At 46.7% G+C, this 17,860-nt stretch carries 11 protein-coding genes and 2 pseudogenes; 1 reads left to right on the top strand and 12 read right to left on the bottom strand.

What is annotated here, in order from left to right; translation table 11 throughout:
• Positions 1–148: 148 nt before the first annotated feature.
• From DW205_RS10145 to DW205_RS10125, 5 genes and pseudogenes are all read right to left on the bottom strand, one after another.
• Entirely contained in the window at positions 149–913 is a 765-nt protein-coding gene (locus tag DW205_RS10145; protein WP_005863507.1) for a DNA-binding domain-containing protein, read from the bottom strand.
• A 359-nt stretch (positions 914–1,272) separates the two neighbouring features.
• Entirely contained in the window at positions 1,273–2,220 is a 948-nt protein-coding gene (locus DW205_RS10140; RefSeq protein ID WP_005863509.1) for a site-specific integrase, read from the bottom strand.
• Between the two features lie 62 nt (positions 2,221–2,282).
• Complete coding sequence (locus tag DW205_RS10135; protein WP_005863511.1) at positions 2,283–4,025, bottom strand: ATP-binding protein; 1,743 nt, start codon at positions 4,023–4,025, stop codon at positions 2,283–2,285.
• A gap of 128 nt (positions 4,026–4,153) precedes the next feature.
• Positions 4,154–6,355, bottom strand: coding sequence for a GH92 family glycosyl hydrolase (locus DW205_RS10130; protein ID WP_005863513.1), 2,202 nt, complete (start codon positions 6,353–6,355; stop codon positions 4,154–4,156).
• Between the two features lie 200 nt (positions 6,356–6,555).
• Positions 6,556–7,254: pseudogene (locus DW205_RS10125) on the bottom strand (glycoside hydrolase family 97 catalytic domain-containing protein); the annotation flags it as partial.
• A 379-nt stretch (positions 7,255–7,633) separates the two neighbouring features.
• On the opposite strand from DW205_RS10125, the pseudogene DW205_RS10110 reads away from it, so the two are divergent.
• Positions 7,634–8,289: pseudogene (locus tag DW205_RS10110) on the top strand (serine hydrolase).
• A 181-nt stretch (positions 8,290–8,470) separates the two neighbouring features.
• Here DW205_RS10110 and DW205_RS10105 read toward each other — a convergent pair.
• From DW205_RS10105 to DW205_RS10080, 7 genes are all read right to left on the bottom strand, one after another.
• The gene (locus tag DW205_RS10105; RefSeq protein ID WP_005863520.1) at positions 8,471–9,718 is read right to left on the bottom strand and encodes a GntP family permease; all 1,248 of its coding nucleotides are present in this window, start codon (positions 9,716–9,718) and stop codon (positions 8,471–8,473) included.
• 12 nt (positions 9,719–9,730) lie between these two features.
• Positions 9,731–10,876 carry a glycerate kinase gene (locus tag DW205_RS10100; protein ID WP_005863522.1) on the bottom strand — a complete coding sequence of 382 codons (1,146 nt, stop codon included), beginning with the start codon at positions 10,874–10,876 and terminating at the stop codon, positions 9,731–9,733.
• A gap of 99 nt (positions 10,877–10,975) precedes the next feature.
• A complete protein-coding gene (locus DW205_RS10095; RefSeq protein WP_005863524.1) occupies positions 10,976–12,325 on the bottom strand; it encodes a glycoside hydrolase family 2 protein in 1,350 nt (449 codons plus the stop codon).
• Positions 12,303–12,806, bottom strand: a complete 504-nt coding sequence (locus DW205_RS22505; RefSeq protein WP_005863526.1) for a sugar-binding domain-containing protein — start codon at positions 12,804–12,806, stop codon at positions 12,303–12,305. The genes DW205_RS10095 and DW205_RS22505 overlap by 23 nt, the downstream gene beginning before the upstream one ends.
• A 7-nt stretch (positions 12,807–12,813) precedes the next feature.
• Positions 12,814–14,247, bottom strand: a complete 1,434-nt coding sequence (locus tag DW205_RS10090; RefSeq protein WP_005863528.1) for a DUF3863 domain-containing protein — start codon at positions 14,245–14,247, stop codon at positions 12,814–12,816.
• Entirely contained in the window at positions 14,234–15,916 is a 1,683-nt protein-coding gene (locus DW205_RS10085) for a hypothetical protein (RefSeq protein WP_005863530.1), read from the bottom strand. Before DW205_RS10085 ends, DW205_RS10090 begins: the two co-directional genes overlap by 14 nt.
• Before the next feature lie 263 nt (positions 15,917–16,179).
• Positions 16,180–17,844, bottom strand: coding sequence for a RagB/SusD family nutrient uptake outer membrane protein (locus tag DW205_RS10080; protein ID WP_005863532.1), 1,665 nt, complete (start codon positions 17,842–17,844; stop codon positions 16,180–16,182).
• Positions 17,845–17,860: the final 16 nt, after the last annotated feature.

Raw genomic sequence — 17,860 nt, 5'->3', positions numbered from 1 at the left:
CATTCGTTAGTAAGGGGTATGGAAACACCGTTGTTCCCATGGATGGGAAAGCCCCAGTTGATAGGCATGGGAAAGCCCCGGTTCCCATGGGTGGGAACACCGTTGTTCCCTACCCTAGGTATAGAGGCTCTCCCATCCCGCTATGCGCCTAGATCTCGTCCGGGCTTTCGCTGTCGCCTCCTCCTCCCGCGCCAACGGTCAGGAGTATGGGAAATTTGTAGGTGCGTGGATCTTTTACGAGAGAATAACCCGCACCTGCCTGCGTGGTGACGCTCAGCCAGTACTGTCCCTCGGCGAGTTGCGGGATCTGGATGATGATCTCACTCGTAGTGTTACGTACGATAAGTAAAACCTTCGTAGGCGTAGCGCCCTCCTCGTCCTTGGTGAAGTAGACGCCTACAGATGGATGATCCCCCTTGATAAGCAACGTGCTGCCGAAGATGATGGCCGGGGCGTTCGGAGTGATATGGAGGTTCTTCTCACCTGTAGTGGAATCCGTGAGGCTCTCGATCATCGGGCCCACGGTGGCTACGTCGGCGTTCACGTAGATGTTTTCTAGCGCCTTCAGGAGGGTGGCGCTGGGGGTGAACATTACGGTGATCTTATTCTCCGTAGAGCGGAAGTCTGATTTCTTTCCGTCGAACGAGCCGTTGATAGTGAGCAGCCATTGCCCGAACTTGTTCACCACGCAACGGCCTTGGGCGAGGGCCTCTATCATCTCGTCGTAGGAGAGGTCGAGGATGTTGGTGATCGTCTCCGGGCGGTACTCGGTGCGTTTCTTCACGATGCGGTTCGAGATGTCTGAAGTTCGCGTGGTTCCGGTAATGCGGATCTTTCCGGTGAAATCGCCGGTTTTCTCGGTTAATACGTTGTCGTACAGATCTACGGTCAAGATGGTCTTTTCTTCTGCCATGATGCTTTTTGTCTTTAATGCCCCGTGGTAGTGGGGCGTTACCTTTTAATAATGTTTATCACCCTTATTCGCGAAATAAGGGGAAGAGATATCGCACGTCCAACATAAACTAAAAAAAACACGCATAACCACTATTTTTAACCGCATATCCACGATATATGCGCAATAAGCATAAATTTGGATTAATTAGAGGATACGATATCTGTATCCCCTTCAATTCCTATTTCTTAATAAATAGATAAAAGTGATTGTTTATCAATAATATTTTTTACATTTGCCAAGCCTTCCGTTGAAAATAGCCTATTATAGGTAATTTTTATGCAGAATAGGCTCCTCCCCTTATTTCGCGAATAAGGGCATCATCCAGCCGCCAAAAGCAAATCCACCTCTTCCGTCACCCTAGCGTTCGCACGATTCAATTCCGACTGTTCCAAAGAGGCCAGATAAAAACGTGTTGTTTTTTCCGAGGTATGCCCCAACGCTTGGCTAATGATCGATAAAGGGACTTGTTTCCGCAAGGCGTTCGTTGCCCATGTATGGCGGAAAACATACGAGGTCAGATGAATGGGACGAGATAGCGCACGACCGATCTTCTTCAACGAGTTATTATACGAACGCAGTATCGCCTTGTATTCCTCATGCCCTACCTCTCTACCCGGAGATAAAATAGGGAAAAGGTACGGGGAAGAAGCGTCCGCATACTTATTAATCAACCGCCGCATCCCCGCTGTTATCCCGACACGGATTAAGGTCCCCGTCTTCTTACGCCGATATACGATTTCCTCGCCATACAGGTTCGCCGTAGTCAAGCGAGCCATATCCGCGAAAGGCATGCCGCAAGATAAATAGGCGAACGTACAATAGTCGATCACGCACGCCAAATCCGGCTCCTCAGACTTCAAGGTCACGATCTCCCGGAGCGACTCGTTTCCCAACGCCCTAGATCCGGCTCTTTCCCGCTTCAAGTTCAAGTACGCGAAAGGCGATACGACGCAAGCCGGCAACAGACCATCCCGACAAGCTTGGTTATAAATCGAGCGAAAGTTGCTGAGGTATGTATTCACGGTATTCACTCGCAAGCCGGCGGATTGCAGATAAGCGACAAAACGGCTTATTAAGCCCGGGGTTATCTCCGGGAAAAGAAGGTTTCTCCTACCCAGAAAGGCGCAGATCCAATTACGGGTCGTCCTATATAAATCGGCAGTGTTATGTTTCCCCGCTAAACGTTTCTCCCAGATGCGTTCGGTGGCATAGGTATAAAATGTGATGCCCGCCTTGCCCAAGCGGTTATTCTTTCTCTTGCTCATATCTCCTTTTTTGATGATTAAACGTATTATTATCTACCATCAAAAATAGCATAAAAACAAAATCAAGCCAAGTCCATCTCGCAAACAGCAAGCTTCCAACCCTTAAAGACCAAGGTGACAAGACGAAGCTCCGTATCCCCCTTAGTAGCGTGAACCTTCGGGTCTGCGGCGTAACGGCGTAACTGGATGGCGGCCTCGGCTCTCAACGCCTCGATTTCCGTTTCGGAAGCGTCCCGACGGGCGTATTTCACCTCCACGATATAGCTAAAGCCTATCTCGGGCTGGTGGATCAAGTCGGGCATCATGTAGAAATCGGCGTACCCCTTGTTGGCCTCATACTCCGGATAAATTATATAGGTACGGGTCAAGCCTAGATAAGCCAGTAGGAAACCTTTCACGTGCGCCTCCCCCTCTATGAACTCGCGGATAGCGCTCTGCCGCTCCAGCTCGGAGGAAAAATACTCGAACACAGGCTTCCAGTCTCCGTCGTAAGCCATGTCCTTTACCAGATCATGAAGCTTGTATAACTCTATTGAGAAGACATCAGCTTCCCGGTAAGCCTCGATCAGATAGGTATATAATTGCTCACGTACCGTCAGGTTGGGAACGCCCAGAAGGGTATCTCCACGCTTGGTACCCTTGATGGAGAGCAACCCGAAATAGTAAAGCAGGCTCTTGAAGTTGTCCGGCTTGGCGATATCCTCGGCAGGAAAAGCATCCTTGATTACTGCGGTGGTCTCGCCGTTGTTCACGATCTCCTGGATGATCGAAGCGTTCGTGCCGAACCGCTTGTCGAGACGGATCAAATGGCGGAGCTTGTTGTAGTCCGTGCGGATGTTGTTGTCGATCATCTTATCCGGGGCCGATCTCAAGGGCAGGTAATTGCTGATGAAATACAGTACCATATCCGAGTTGTACATAGGCTCGTCCAGACTCTTCGTAGAGAAACGGTAGTTATCGTACCACGGCTTCATCAAGTTGATCAGATCGTCCACACTATCCTCAAAACCTGTCTCGCTCTTGTAATAGGCCAGCATCTCCCGTACCTCTCCCTCGCTAAAACCTATGATTCCATTAAAGCGGTAATCTGTCGTCATGTTGGCTCCGATATTGAAACCGCTGGTCACGTCGTCCATCGTCACTGGAGATACCCCAGTGATAAACATGCGCTTGATAGGGCCATCGCCCGTAGCCCCTTCTTTCAGTTTGTTGAAGAAATAACGGAAGAAGCCCGTACCGTGTGTCAATGCCTTGTAATGCTTCTCACCCATATTGGCGAGGATAGCGTTGGTGAAGTTATCATACTCGTCAATGAAGAGATAGATAGAGAGATTCAAGCGTTTAGCCTCACTGATCGTGTAGGTCAACTTCTCGTCAGCATTTGGCAGACTCTCCATTTTCTCCCGGAAGCCCGGATTGAAGAAACGTTCGTAGTAGTAGGCAAACTCCCGGAAACGAGCGGCACAGTGATCATTAAAAGAGCGGATCAACTCGTCAGGATCTGGGTTCACGCCTGCGAAATTGAAATCCAGTACAAGATATTGTCCCTGCTCCGGGGTCGGATGGGAGCCGATATATAAGTCGCCGAAGAGTTCCTCAAAAGAATCCTTACGGTTCACGTCATAATACCATCTGAGGACATTCAAGAATAGCGACTTCCCGAAACGGCGCGGGCGGATAAGGAAAAAGAAACTTGCGTTCCGCTCCACCTCCGCAATATAGCGAGTCTTATCAACATAATAATAATTGGCGGTACGGATTCGCTCGAAATCCGTCAGGCCATATGGAATTTGCTTCGTTGCCATAATATATCTCCTCCTGTTTATTTGTCACTTACGAATAAATCACTTGTTCGTAACTTACTTACGCAAAGATAACATCTACAAAATGATTTCACGAATCTTTGACCGTAGAATCATGCCGTCAAACCAAATCAATCGACAAACTCACCAGAAGGAGGATTCGCACCTTCTCCCACTCCCCACTTCTTATTAGGGCGGTCTCCCATAAACAATTCTAATGTTCCTCCCTTCATGACATCCTCATGAGTAAACCACGTCTTATTATACTCGGCGCCATTCAACTTAGCGGATTGAATGTATTTATTTTCCCACGAAACCCCATGAGCGATCATGGTAAACACTTTCCCGTTCGCCAACTGAATCTCCGATTTATCAAATAAAGGACTACCTATCGTATAAACAGGCACTCCCGGAGAAACCGGATAGAAACCTAAAGCGGAGAATACATAGAAAGCCGACATTCCACCACCATCCTCATCACCACAAACACCCATCAGATCATTCCTGAACCAACTTTCCATAAGCATACGAATCCGTTTTTGCGTCTTCCACGGTTGACCGGCGTAGTTATACAGATAAGGAATATGGAAACTAGGCTCATTTCCCATCACGAATTGCCCGACATTGCCCGTAGCGTCCGGATGAAGAGCGTAATATTGCCATTTTGACATTTTCATATCCTCAACAAATAACTGATCCAATCTCTCAATAAAAGGAGTGTTGCCTCCAAAAAGATCTATTAAATCCTGAATATGATGGCGTACATCCCAATTATAGGTCCAAGCATTATTCTCATCAAAATAAGCCCTAGCCCCGATACCTCCGGAAAAAATATAGTCGAACGGTTCTATAAACTTCCCATCTTTATCCTTCGGATGGAAGAAATGAGTCTCTTTGTTAAAGACATTCCGGTAATTATAAGAACGATCCTGAAAGAATCGATAATCCTCATCTTTTCCCAAATGTTTAGCTAATTGGGCGATACACCAATCGTCATAGGATGCGGCTGTAGTTACGGCTGCCGCTTGTCGCTGTTCAAATGGTCCTACCTCCGTAAACTCTTCTTTTTCTCCCGGATGCAAAGCGGGGAACCAGCCATTCTCATGATAAAAATCATCCAAGGCCGTTTTAGGTCCCCGGTACCAAGGGATCATGGACTCAGTCATCACCGTATGCTTCATACCCTCGAAAGCCTTTTCCACGTCAAACCGCAAGCCTTTATTCAAGGCATCCGCAAAGACACCTGCCGCATGGTTACCGTTCATGCAATGCGCATCCCCAAATACACAAGGGAAAGTAGGTATCCACCCGGATTGCTCATACATCCGGATATAAGACGCCAGTTTTTGTTCTTGAGCCTCCGGATTCAATAACACTTGCAACGGGTGAAGGGCCAGATAGGTATCCCATACCCAATCATCCACCCAAAAATCCACCCCATTATCTTCATGTATCTTTCCGTCATACGCACTAAAATATTTACCATCTTCAGAAATATTGATCATTCTTTCGTGCGCCCGATACAAGGCGGTATAAAATGTGGTCTTTTGATCCTCCGTGCCTCCTTCAATCTTTATTTTGCCTAACACGTCGTTCCATTTATCACGAGCTTGCGAGGCCAATTTCTCCAGATTGAAATCATTGATTTCATTATATAAATTCCGCTTGGCCTGCTCTACTCCAATATAAGAAATTCCATAACGAACATTTACCACATCCTTCGATTCCGGAAATTCAGCAAATACCAAAGAATGAGAGAGGCTATCAACTTGAATGGGCTGGGCATCAAACTCCAAATAAAAATAATGTTTTATCCCGGCGAAATTATCATATCCACACAAAGCTCCATCCTTTATATCGATCTCTCCTTTTCCATTGGCTTTCAACAAAATCAACCGTCGATCCGAATCCTCAAACCGAAAACGATAGATCGCCGATTTAGCAGCAGGCGCAAAATCCACCCCTACGGAGAAATCATCCAAATACACCGAATAATTATAAGGCGTAGATTTCTCATGATCATATCGATATTTTAAATTCCCACCGAACTCCTTAACGTCCCCCCTATAAGGCAACAGCAACAATGAATGGCCTTGCCTATGGGAAGGACTATTTAGGGGCAGTCCCTCCATACGATCCGTCGTAAACTCATTATGAGTCGGAATCATTCGCAACATGCTGTTAGGCAGGTGGGTAGTGGGATAGGTAGGCACAAGTAAATGACTGATATTCCCAATCCGGTTATTCACATAATCTACTGGTGTTTTTTCTATTTTACTTATGCAACTACATAATAATAGAAACAAGGTTGTCTGAAATAATAGTTTCTTCATGAGATTGTAATTAATAATAACGATTCTCTAGCATCTGTCTCCCTACAAAGATGAAAATTAAAATTGATGAAGCAAAACTATCGTAAACTATTCAAAGCAAAACTCTCTAGAGAATTACATGCCGTGTTCCCGTATTATAACTAGAAAAGAGGCTACCTTCCTTTTGAAGTGAACCTCTTTTCTATCTAGAATAAAGTTTATCAAAAGGATACGGGTTGAATATGCATAGCGGCACCACCATCTGAAGCGAGCGGTACTGTTATTTTATCCTTTGCGGTAACAGTTAAAGTATCTTTGATAAGATGATTAGGATTGGTATCCGTGTCTCGCGCATCTTTATAAAGAGTTACTTTATAATCTCCTTTACCGAGGAAATCCAAGGCTATTTCCACATTACGGGCTTGACTATTGTTGATCGCCCCAACGTACCAATCGTCTCCATGCCTACGTGCGATCGCTACATACTCATTGACAGAGGCATCCGGTACGACCGTTTTGTCCCAAGTAGTCGGTACGGTTTGTAAGAACTCGAATCCCGGCTGGCCTTCGTAAGCTTCCGGAGTATCGCAGATCATTCCCAAATAACTCTCCAATACGACATACATCGCTAGCATATGGCAGCGAGTGCTAGTGACATAAGGGTTGCTTTGTTGTATCTTAAACTTGTCTTTCGGAAGAGCCCGAAACCCACCTAAATGATAATCGGCAGTTCCAGCCAATAAACGGGTAAAAGGCATAGATATATCATGATCCGCGGTCGTGACCATACATCCTTTGAAATTCTCATAATTGAGCGTCCCTTCCCGGGTAAATTCATTCGGATAAGTCCGATGTAATCCAGATGGCTTACTGGAACCATGGAACTGCACGAACAAATGATGTTTAGCCGCCTTTGCCATAAGGCGAAGTATCCTTTAATTGTTTGTTCTTTGGCTGCCCCAAATTCCGAAGGTTAATTATCAAAAATATATGGACAGGCAATATGGTGATGAGATCATTTTGAGATTTCCTGTTAATCTAGAAGTAAAAAAAACAATAAGTACTTCAACGACCTTACACTATAATATATTAATAATCAAAAGAATAAAACATCAATCATATTTTCGGGAAAACATGTACGTGTTTTTTCAAAAACATGTACGAGAATTCAGGAAAACACGTACGTGTTTTGAGAAACAAATAATGAGATCGTAAACGCCTTTGGAAAAATATACAATAACCCAATGGCAAGCCGAACATGGAAAAATTTCCTACCTTCGCGTAAAAACGGTATATTCCATGAACAAATACGTTAGCACGATTCTCTCAATCTTACTTGTATTCGCACTACCTGTCATAGCCAAAGACAAGAAAGGAGAATTAAAGAAATTATTGAGAGAAGCTATAGCCAACAAAAAAGCCCAAGTAGGAATCGCAGTTATTATCAATGGCGAGGATACGATTACACTGAATAATAAGGTACGTTATCCGTGATACATTATCTGGAACAAAACAAATTACCACTCACAACTTCTTTATATATTTCCCAAACAGAAGAAGATATGCACCGTGACCTGCGATTATGCTATCAGAATTGGACTTCTCCGCTGGATGCTGCCAAGCTGCTAGACCTATTTGTATCCCGCCCTCTCTTTACCGAACCTCATCAAACGTTCATCAAACAGACTATGATCGAATGTGAGACCGGAAAAGATCGGCTGGCTCAACCGCTAGAGGCAACCGATGCCATTATCGGGCATAAAACAGGAACGGGCGACCTGAATGCCCGATGGCAACTGATCGGTACGAACGACATAGGTTTCGTTTTCCTACCGGATGAAGAAAGATATACGATTGCGGTATTCGCTAAAGACTCGGAAGAGAGCCCGGAAGCAACTGCGGCAATCATTGCGGATATATCCCGGATCGTATATCAGTATATCCAAAGAGACTAGCGTGCAAGGGATTGCCATTTCATATACGTGCCGATCCGCTGTAACCACTCCTTCGAGACATAGCGCAAGCCGGACAACCCATGCTGGCTAAATGCGATCTGTATGACCGTAAATCCAAGGTAGACCAATACACTCGGGAATAACTCCAAAACGAAAACACTAAGCCTTATCACGAAAAGAATTAATTCACGGTAAGATAAGCAATTATAGTCCCAACGGCCAAAATAGCGCCGATCGCGGTCTCATAAGGAATCAGCCTCAACCGCTCACGAATGCTTATATCCGCTACCCCACCAGTAGCGTGGAAGAACGATCCATGCGGCAAATGATCAAGCACGGTAGCACCGGAATTAATCATAGCGGCTCCCCAGACACCACTGATACCGGCGGCGATAATAATATCCGCGAATGACGAAGAGGCAACTGTCGCTCCGGCTGTAGTAGAGGCTGTAGCGGCAGACATCAATACGCCGGAAACCGGAGCCAATAAAAGCTCTCCCATATTCGTATGCGATAACGCATCTAATAAAACATCCTTGATAGAGGAAGCCTTGATCACTCCCGCTATAGTGCCTGTCCCGACCAACAGGATCGAGACATTCGACATCTTCTTGAGTCCATACGAGAGGCTGTCCGTAATCAATGACCATTTCCTCATCGCCAGAATCCCAACGATTCCTCCAACGGGCAAGGCTATCATCGGATCGATCGCCACATGGAATAAAGGGCGAAACGACAGCAGTAGGATCGTCACTACCGGAGCGACCATGCTAGAGGCGAAGGAGGGGAGATCCGCTTGCAGGTTATCTATCTCCTCGTTCGCATAAAATCCATTTTGCCGGGGTAAGAAACGGCCTATGACATATACCGTAAACAACAAGCCAACCAACGCCGGGATCAAGTTCGCATACATGACAGAGTACAAATCCGCATGAAAATTCTCAGCGGCGATAATCGTATTCGGATTTGGAGAAATGATATTGCCACATTTGCCTCCACCGATCATCATCAACAAAAGGCTACCCCGGGGAACCGCCAGTTTCCGGCCGATGCTCAACGCAATCGGAGCCACCGTAATAACAGCAACATCAATAAACACTCCAATAGCCGTCAGCAACATCGTAGCGAAAGCGAGCGCAAAAAACACATGCCGTTCTCCCAATCTATAAATGATCGTATTGGAGATAGAAGCCGCCGCACCTGTCTTCACCAATATCCCCGACAATACTCCCGCCGTCAAGATCCGAATGACGGCCGGAGTTACGTCATTTACTCCACTGATCATTAAAGAGATCGTTTCCGGCAACGACACACCCCCTAATAATCCTCCTACTAATGCCCCTAAAATAAGGCTATAGACTGGCGATACCTTTCTTATAATCAAGAAAATCGACACTAATAATCCGATAAAAGCTCCCCATGCACTCATTATACCCATGTGTTAGTGATTCATATAGTAATGGATTACACGCAATTGTTGTTCCAAGGCACGCCCAATATTCCGGCAGGTGAAATCCTTATCCATCGCCTGCTCCAAGGAAACCGGATAAGGAAGAAGTGGCAAGACCGCCAGAAACCCGGATTTATTAAGCGCCTCTACCTCCTCTACGGAACCACCCATTACGATAACCGGGATACCCTGTCTCATGCCTGCCTGCAATACTCCGCATGGGGTCTTTCCCATGCAAGTCTGTTTATCCAGTTTACCTTCTCCCGTAATAATCAGATCCGCCCCCCGTATACATTCATCAAAACGCAAGGCATCCAGAACCATCTGGATACCGGGTTTAAGTTCAGCCTTTAGGAAAGCGACAAACCCTCCACCTAAACCACCTGCGGCTCCCGCACCCGGAATGTCGTCTATCTCTATTCGTCCCGTTCTTTTTATGACTTCCGCAAAATTTCGCAAGCCCTCATCCAGCAAACGGACCATAGCGTCGTCCGCTCCCTTTTGGCGGGCAAAGACATACGCCGCCCCTTTCTCACCATAAAAAGGGTTATTCACATCGCAGGCTATGGTAAATGAAGTTTCCCGCAATTGCGATAATGCCCTTGAGCAATCTATCTCATAAATCTGATTAAGGATCTGCCCACCCAATCCCAGCTCATTCCCTTTTCTATCAAGAAAACGAAAACCCAAGGCCTGCAACATACCGGTTCCTCCGTCATTCGTTGCGCTTCCCCCTATTCCTATCAAGAAATCCCGGCAACCACGATCCATAGCGTCTTTTATCAACTCACCGGTTCCATACGTCGTTGTTCTCAAGGGATTACGTTCCGACACAGGCACTAACGTAAGACCACTCGCCGTCGCCATCTCGATAACCGCCGTACGATTATCTCCCAGTATCCCATAAGTGGCCTCGACCGATCTCATCAACGGATCATGTACGACACAAGATACGGCTTCTCCACCCATCGCCGTAATCAAAGTCTCCACGGTACCTTCTCCCCCATCCCCAACCGGGATTTTCACGACCTCGCAATCCGGAAAAACCTTATGGATCGCCAACTCGGCACATTCAGCCACTTCAATCGAAGATACTGAGCCTTTAAATGAATCGGAAGCAACAACGATTTTTTTCATTTACCAACCTTTTTATAACATGAAAAATAAGATGCCCAAATATATAAAAAAGGAGTGTCCTTTTCCGAGGACACTCCCATAAACTTAACTAGGTATTCTTTATTTTGCCCGTGTACATTTGATTACCTCTTGATTGATGTATTTAACCTTCTCCAGATCCATCTTTTCCACCTTTCGGTCATAAGTGACCAAGCCGTTTATCTCATGTTCCACATCTGTAGTCTGCGTATAGATGGCCGTGCTTAGTCCGAAATAGTTTATCATCTGCTCTAGCTCGGTAAGCATTAATACATAGGTATCGGTCAAGATTTCTCTATTCAACATCATCTCATAAGCGTCATTGCGTACAGGCCACATATGCCCACGCACAAATAGACCTTTTCCTCCGAATTCGCCAAGGGACGCAGCACGTTTATCATCGGGACGGGGGATCGCCTTAGGCTCGATCTTGCCATAATGATGCATATCCACGAAATCTCCATTTCCGGGATCTCCATAAGCTTTCCGATAGCCCGGAGCGTAATTATATCCCGACATACCGTTTACCCAACGATTCGGATCGTACTTTTTCACCCAAGCTGTGATGTCTGTCGCTTCAAAGGCTCCCCAATTCTCATTAAACGGAACCCACATCACAATAGAAGGCGAGCTGACGTGTTGGTCGATCATCACTTTCAATTCGTCACGGAACTGTTTACGAACCGCCACGGAATCCTCACCATCAGGCTCCCAAAGATTCGGCATATCTTGCCAAACCATCAAGCCAAGCCTATCACAATGATAATAGCAACGTTGAGGCTCTACTTTGATATGCTTGCGTATTACATTAAAACCCGCACGTTTCGCCAGTTCTATATCATATAACAAAGCCTTGTCGGTAGGAGCGGTAAATGCGCCATCGGGCCAATAACCTTGATCTAAAAGACCGATATGGAAAACAAACTCCCCGTTCAATAAAGGCCGAAGCACACCATCTACCTTTCCCATACTAACAGAACGCATACCAAAATAAGAAGATACCTCATCTATTATCTCACCCTTTCGATCTTTCAACTGTAATTTCAAACCATACAAGAAAGGATCATCTGGACTCCATAGACGGGGTTCCCGGATAGGCAAGTAAAAACTCATATTGGAATTTCCTTCGGTTCTTGCCACCTCTGAAGTACCATTATCCGCGATAGCCGTTACCTTTAACTCCTTATCCTCCGTATAAGCAATTACTTCCAACCGATTATTTTTTAAATCGGGCACTAGCTTAATCTGAGAAATATATTGTTTCTCTACCGGTTCAAGCCAAACGGTTTGCCAGATACCGGAGGTAAAAATATAATCTCCACGTGAGCCGTTCTTGCCCGAAGCGGCCCGGCCGTCGTTAGGATCATAAGCACCTACCACAAGGACATTTTCACCGGATTTCAAATAATCAGTAATATAAACTAAAAGCATCGTACCCTCCCGTATGGGTACCCACCTTCTTACCGTTGACAAACACAGACGAGATCCGATCTACAGCCCCAAAATTCAACAATACATGCCTGCCCTTCCATGCTTGAGGAACAGAGAAGCTACGCTTATACCACAGACAAGTATCACCCCCACGAGCTATACCGGATAATTCCGATTCCGGAGGATACGGCACACGTATCTTTTCTACTTTCGCGGGAAAGGCTGGAGGAGTGGTCGCCGTAACAGGATCGAGCAGGTCTTTTCCTCCCATATAATCCCATATACCATTCAGATTCAACCATTCCGAACGCACCATCTGTGGACGCGGATATTCCGGTAAAGGAATCTCAGCCTTCAATGCCTCCTCTGTCCATGGGGTAGGCAATGTGAACTTCTCTAGGATTTGCGCCTTTACGGAGAAGAGATCTCCCCCAAAAAGAAAGGAGCAAAGAGCTAAACAAACAACGGTAATCTTTTTCATAAACCAACTATTTAAATAATTCCGGATAATATTTCCGAATCAAATCTTGATCTTCTTTCTCCAACTTATCGATCAAGACCGGCTTATCTTGCGGGCGGAGACCTTTTTGGTTGATTTTGTTGATCAAGCTCCAATCCTTAGCCGGTTTTGTCGGGGTCGGATCGGCAGGTTCATGAGCCGGCAAATCATAACGGGTAAAGTCGATGACATAAGCCGGGGAATTTTTCGTATGCCAATCACGTAATAAGGCCAAGCGGAATTCCTTATTCATAAACCATTTTATCTCCAAGTTATTATAAGAGTCTCCCAAACCAGAGCCTCGTTCTACGAAGCGATAGTTCCAGTCGTCGTTCGATTTATATTGTTTTCTCCAAAGTTCGCCAAATTCTCCGAACGTAACGAAATGAGTATCCGGCCAGCGTTCCTTGGTACCCGTTACCCACATCTTCATGGCATCGCAGATGAGATCCTTCCCGAACTCATGTACCATCTGCGCCTCCCAGATATTGGCTACCCAGCCAAAGCCATTCAACTCAAGACCTTTATCAAAGTGAATCGCTTCCGTGTGCATCACCTCACGATGCCCCAAATCAAGCCCCCAACCTTTGTACGTCTCGATCGGGCCGACACCTCTACGGCTGTTATATCCATCGATACCATGTCCGGTCTGTCCGCTACGGCGGGCACAGATAAAGTCCATCGTCCAGCCATCCAGATTCACGCAATCGATGAAATCGCTTTTTCCCTGCGCCGGCTTGCAGAAGTGTTCCGTCGAGGGATAGAAAGGATAAGAAGGAGAACCGTCAGCGCCACCACCGTCTATATTATGCTGGCTCCAGATCACGGCGTGCGCCACATGGATGTTCTCTTTCTCCGCCAGATATCTTAGATTATCGGCCGATAAGAAACCTCCCATAATCGATTGGGGACGATAACCATTTCCTACCATTTTAGAAATGATCTCTATCGCCTCCGACATCTCACGGTTTACCCGCTCACGGGGTAGATACATCGCAGGAAAATAACCGGGGAAATAAGTAACCTCATCCCCATATTTCTTTTGGCACTCCACTACATAATCACGGATCTCCCGGTAATTCTTCCGTCCGTCCTCCAAGGCATTCATCGTGAATCCCCATGTAAGACGACCGTTCGGGTTATTCGTGGCGAAAGCCTCCCGCAAGGCCCGCACTCCCTCAAGCGTATGCCAATCCACCTCATCGCGGGGATGTAACTTGACATCCCGGGAGACTTCCCAAGGCGTCGTACGTATCATGATACATAAGGTGACAAAACGATTTCCTTCTATCGTCAGCGGTTCCGTATTCGCCGGGACGACCACAGGATCCGCCGCCCTTAATTGAAAACCACTGAGCACAGCGACCATCCATACGATCACCCATTTTCTCCAAACTGATATATTCATATTACTTTCTCGCATTTGTACAATCTATTACTATTTCCTGATCCGACGGAAACATCCTAAAGACATAATCCGAACCAGATTCAGGTTTCCTTATATGGCCTTTTTCGCAAGTGATCACGTAGTTGAAACCATCGAAGCTAGCGTTGACCGCCTTATCCTCTATAACGGTGAAAGGTAGCTCCTTCCCTGCCGCAGCCTTTAGCTCTAAAGCCCATGAGAAGTCCGCCTCCTTTGATAGAGCGACTACCTCGAAGCGGGTCTCATAGAACGTGATCTTGAAAGCATGGCCTTTTGAGTCTTCGGCGGAAACTACCAAGGTATCCTTGCCTATCTCCGTCACTACCGGATGGTCCAAGGAAAGTTCCTCCTTATCTCCATCCTTGTCTAATCGGACGATCCGAAGCCCGGCACGATCGAGTCCCTCGCTCCACATGAATCCGTCCACGACCGGCAACGTATAGAATAGGAACTGGTTCCCGTCTCCGGGCTTTTCTAGATAAACCGACTTATAGCTCTCGTCGAAAAGATGGATATCCCTAAAGCGGAACGTTCCCTTCTCCCACAATAAGTTCGCCCGATAATAACGGCTGTTAAACCAGACCGTCTTATTGCCTTCTCCACGGACATCCGTCAACGTAGTGACAGCCGTCGCCGGCGTAACCTTGAAGCATTCCTTGAACCACGCACCGGATTCGCCCAGCGTCTCCACCCGGATCTTATTTTCCTTCCTCAAGGAGTCCAAGATAGGGATCTGCATCTCCAGTCCCTTGCTCATATTACTCCACGTGAAAGAGTTCTCCTGTCCCGCTTGCGCATAATTGAAGGCCAGACAAGGCTGATCCACGATCGATTCCAAGAAATAATCCACCCAGCGGCGATCCATGCCCGCCTTCTCATACACGGGTTCCAAGGAGATCACCCCTTGACGCTCTTGTCCCAGACCATCATCATACTGATAAATAGGATCACTGCCCAGCATACGGAAAATAGGAACGGGGATTTGCCCCTCCTCGGTCTGCGCCGGCATATAGGCGTTTACCCGGCTCGGGTAATAGGCTTGGTTCCAGTAACCACCCCATAGGGTATAACCATCCGTCCCCACTTGGTCCTTGCAGTTGCACGACGCCACGATCTTATATTTATCGTACATATACCCCAAGGTATGTGCGTCGATAAACCAAGAGCCGATCGATTTCGGGTACGTGCCGAATATCTCCTTGAACTTCGCCATATAGACATCCACCAGTCGCTCCCGTTCTTCTTTCGTATATCCGGTGCTGAAAGCGATATTCGCGTGCGAGACCCAAGAATGCTCGCCACGCCACTTGATCCCGACGGCCTCGATCTGCGGTTGCGTAAGTTCCCACCAAGCGCCGATCTCGGAATGATCATTGAGTTTACTTTTCAACAGATCTTGGTACAATGGGTTGATCAACGCATCGTACTGCAATAAGAAGGTTGCCGGTAAATCATATTTATTCACCAATTTCACTTGCTCACAAACCGTCTCGTACAATAAGCTATCGGCGTTCTCCACCCGGTAGTCTGTCTGGCGGATGAAATTGATGATGTTGATAATACGGGGAGCAGCCGCACTCTCAACCAGTTTCTCTCCCGCGCTACGGCATCCCGCACAGCAGAAGACGATAAAGCATACAAGACCTATCTTCTTTATGAATGACATTCGATTCAATTTTAAATTCATTTACTCTCATAAAATATTCTAGAAATGGCATTTCACCGGTGTAAAATCATTTTTAGAGATCTAAAAAGCATTTCGCAAGGGTGCAAAGCCATTTCTTAAACCTAAAAATGGCATTTCACAAGCGCAAAGTCGTTTTTAGAAATCTAAAAGGTACTTCGCGAGGGTGAAAAGCCATTTCTTAGATCTAAAAAGGCATTTTACACCAGTGCAAGGCCATTTTTACCGGAATATAAGGCATTACCCTACCACCCCGGGTTGTTCGGAGCCAAGTTCGGGTTCAGATACAACTCATCCAACGGAAGGGAATAATAGTAATGCTTCGGGGTCACAAAGTTACGATTCTCCGCCGGTTCCACAATCAAGAATCCATTTTCGTCTGTCAAACCGGGATTTCCCTCGTTCAAGACATCCAAGTTCTCGTATTCCGAACCTTTCAGCTTAATGCCTTTTATGGCACCTATCAATTCCGTCTCAGCCGTCTTCCAACGTCTCAAATCATCCCTGCGGAAGCCTTCGAACGCTAACTCGATCGTACGTTCCCGACGGATCTCCGTCCGCATATCCAACCCATTGCTCTTCACGAAAGCGTTGGTCAGAGGAGGCATCTCCACGCCTTTCCGGGAACGGATCACATTGATCGTCTTGTTCAAGATGTCATCGCTGATCGCCCCGTCTTTCTCGTAAGTGGCCTCAGCCAATATCAGCAATACCTCCGGATAACGGATGATGTGATAATCATATACATCCTTGTCAGAAGGAACGGAAGTCTCCGCCATATATTTCCACAACTTATAACCCGTACGTGTCTCGGGACGTATGGTAAATTGCGGCGGGCAGGTCAAGGCGCCGTCTTGCGGACTGATATAGTCGGTTCCGGGCATCAAGAAGGTCTGTTTCATACGAGGGTCACGATTCTCATATTCGCTCTTGATCGTGGCATATCCCTCAAATCCGGAATTAGCGTTCTCAATCGGCAATCCCGTACTCTTACACAAATACATATCGGCCAGCTTACGGGTAGGCGTCCCTCGCCATCCCCAATATACAGGGCACGCGTCGCTATGGTGGCGGATATCCGTCTCGTACCGACTGTCGAAGATACCCTCTTTTGAATTATCGCCCGCATTGATAAACAAGTAGCGGTAGCTCTCCTCACCAGAGCCTTCATATAAAGCATACTCACCACTATCGATCACTTTTGCAGCGGCATCGATCGCTTGTTGCAACAACTGCTGATAGTCCGAACGGTGCTGGTGATACTTCGCCCAAGTCCCGGCAAACAAGGCAACCCTCGCTTTCAACGCCAAGGCAGCGCCTTGGGTTACACGTCCCGCCTCATCCGAGTTTAACTCACTCTGCAAGGGTAGTTTAGCATACACCTCGTTGAGTTCCGACAAGATGAAGTCTTCCACCTCCTGTTGCTTATTCCTAGAACCATACAACTCCGGGGAATCTACGGTAAGCACCTTCGTCAAGATAGGGATATCGTTGTATTTCGCCATCAACCGAAAATGCGAGTAAGCACGGAAGAAACGGGCCTCAGCCACATACCGCTCGATCTCCGAGGGATCGCCCTCGTACGTCTGGCTCTTCTCGATAATCATATTGCTCTGACGCAGGTCTATGAAAGTAGAGTCCCATAGGGCATCCGTATTCGGTGCGATCAACGTACCGTTGCTCGTCGTATTCTCGTTCAACTCATAGGCGATATCGCTATCCGTATCCTTCGTGCCGAACGTCTCGGTACGTGTGTAGAGCCAATTGACCTCTTTCTCGAAATCATCCGGGGTTTTCCAGAATAGCTCGTCCGGCATATTATCTTTTGGCAACAGGTCTATATCTTGGCAACTTGACAAGAACAAAGCGGAAACAATAAAGCTTCCCAATATTATCCGATAGTTTTTCATGACTTTTCGCTTTAAT

Source organism: Parabacteroides sp. AM17-47, from assembly GCF_003434625.1.
GTDB classification, from domain to species: domain Bacteria; phylum Bacteroidota; class Bacteroidia; order Bacteroidales; family Tannerellaceae; genus Parabacteroides; species Parabacteroides distasonis.
This window is presented reverse-complemented; position numbering and strand designations above follow the sequence as displayed.

Coding starts and splice junctions, on each gene's coding strand:
- DW205_RS10080 (WP_005863532.1), bottom strand. CDS start 17,844: ATGAAAAACTATCGGATAATATTGGGAAGCTTTATTGTTTCCGCTTTG.
- DW205_RS10090 (WP_005863528.1), bottom strand. CDS start 14,247: ATGCGAGAAAGTAATATGAATATATCAGTTTGGAGAAAATGGGTGATC.
- DW205_RS10140 (WP_005863509.1), bottom strand. CDS start 2,220: ATGAGCAAGAGAAAGAATAACCGCTTGGGCAAGGCGGGCATCACATTT.
- DW205_RS10130 (WP_005863513.1), bottom strand. CDS start 6,355: ATGAAGAAACTATTATTTCAGACAACCTTGTTTCTATTATTATGTAGT.
- DW205_RS10085 (WP_005863530.1), bottom strand. CDS start 15,916: ATGTCATTCATAAAGAAGATAGGTCTTGTATGCTTTATCGTCTTCTGC.
- DW205_RS10145 (WP_005863507.1), bottom strand. CDS start 913: ATGGCAGAAGAAAAGACCATCTTGACCGTAGATCTGTACGACAACGTA.
- DW205_RS10135 (WP_005863511.1), bottom strand. CDS start 4,025: ATGGCAACGAAGCAAATTCCATATGGCCTGACGGATTTCGAGCGAATC.
- DW205_RS10100 (WP_005863522.1), bottom strand. CDS start 10,876: ATGAAAAAAATCGTTGTTGCTTCCGATTCATTTAAAGGCTCAGTATCT.
- DW205_RS22505 (WP_005863526.1), bottom strand. CDS start 12,806: ATGAAAAAGATTACCGTTGTTTGTTTAGCTCTTTGCTCCTTTCTTTTT.
- DW205_RS10095 (WP_005863524.1), bottom strand. CDS start 12,325: ATGCTTTTAGTTTATATTACTGATTATTTGAAATCCGGTGAAAATGTC.
- DW205_RS10105 (WP_005863520.1), bottom strand. CDS start 9,718: ATGAGTGCATGGGGAGCTTTTATCGGATTATTAGTGTCGATTTTCTTG.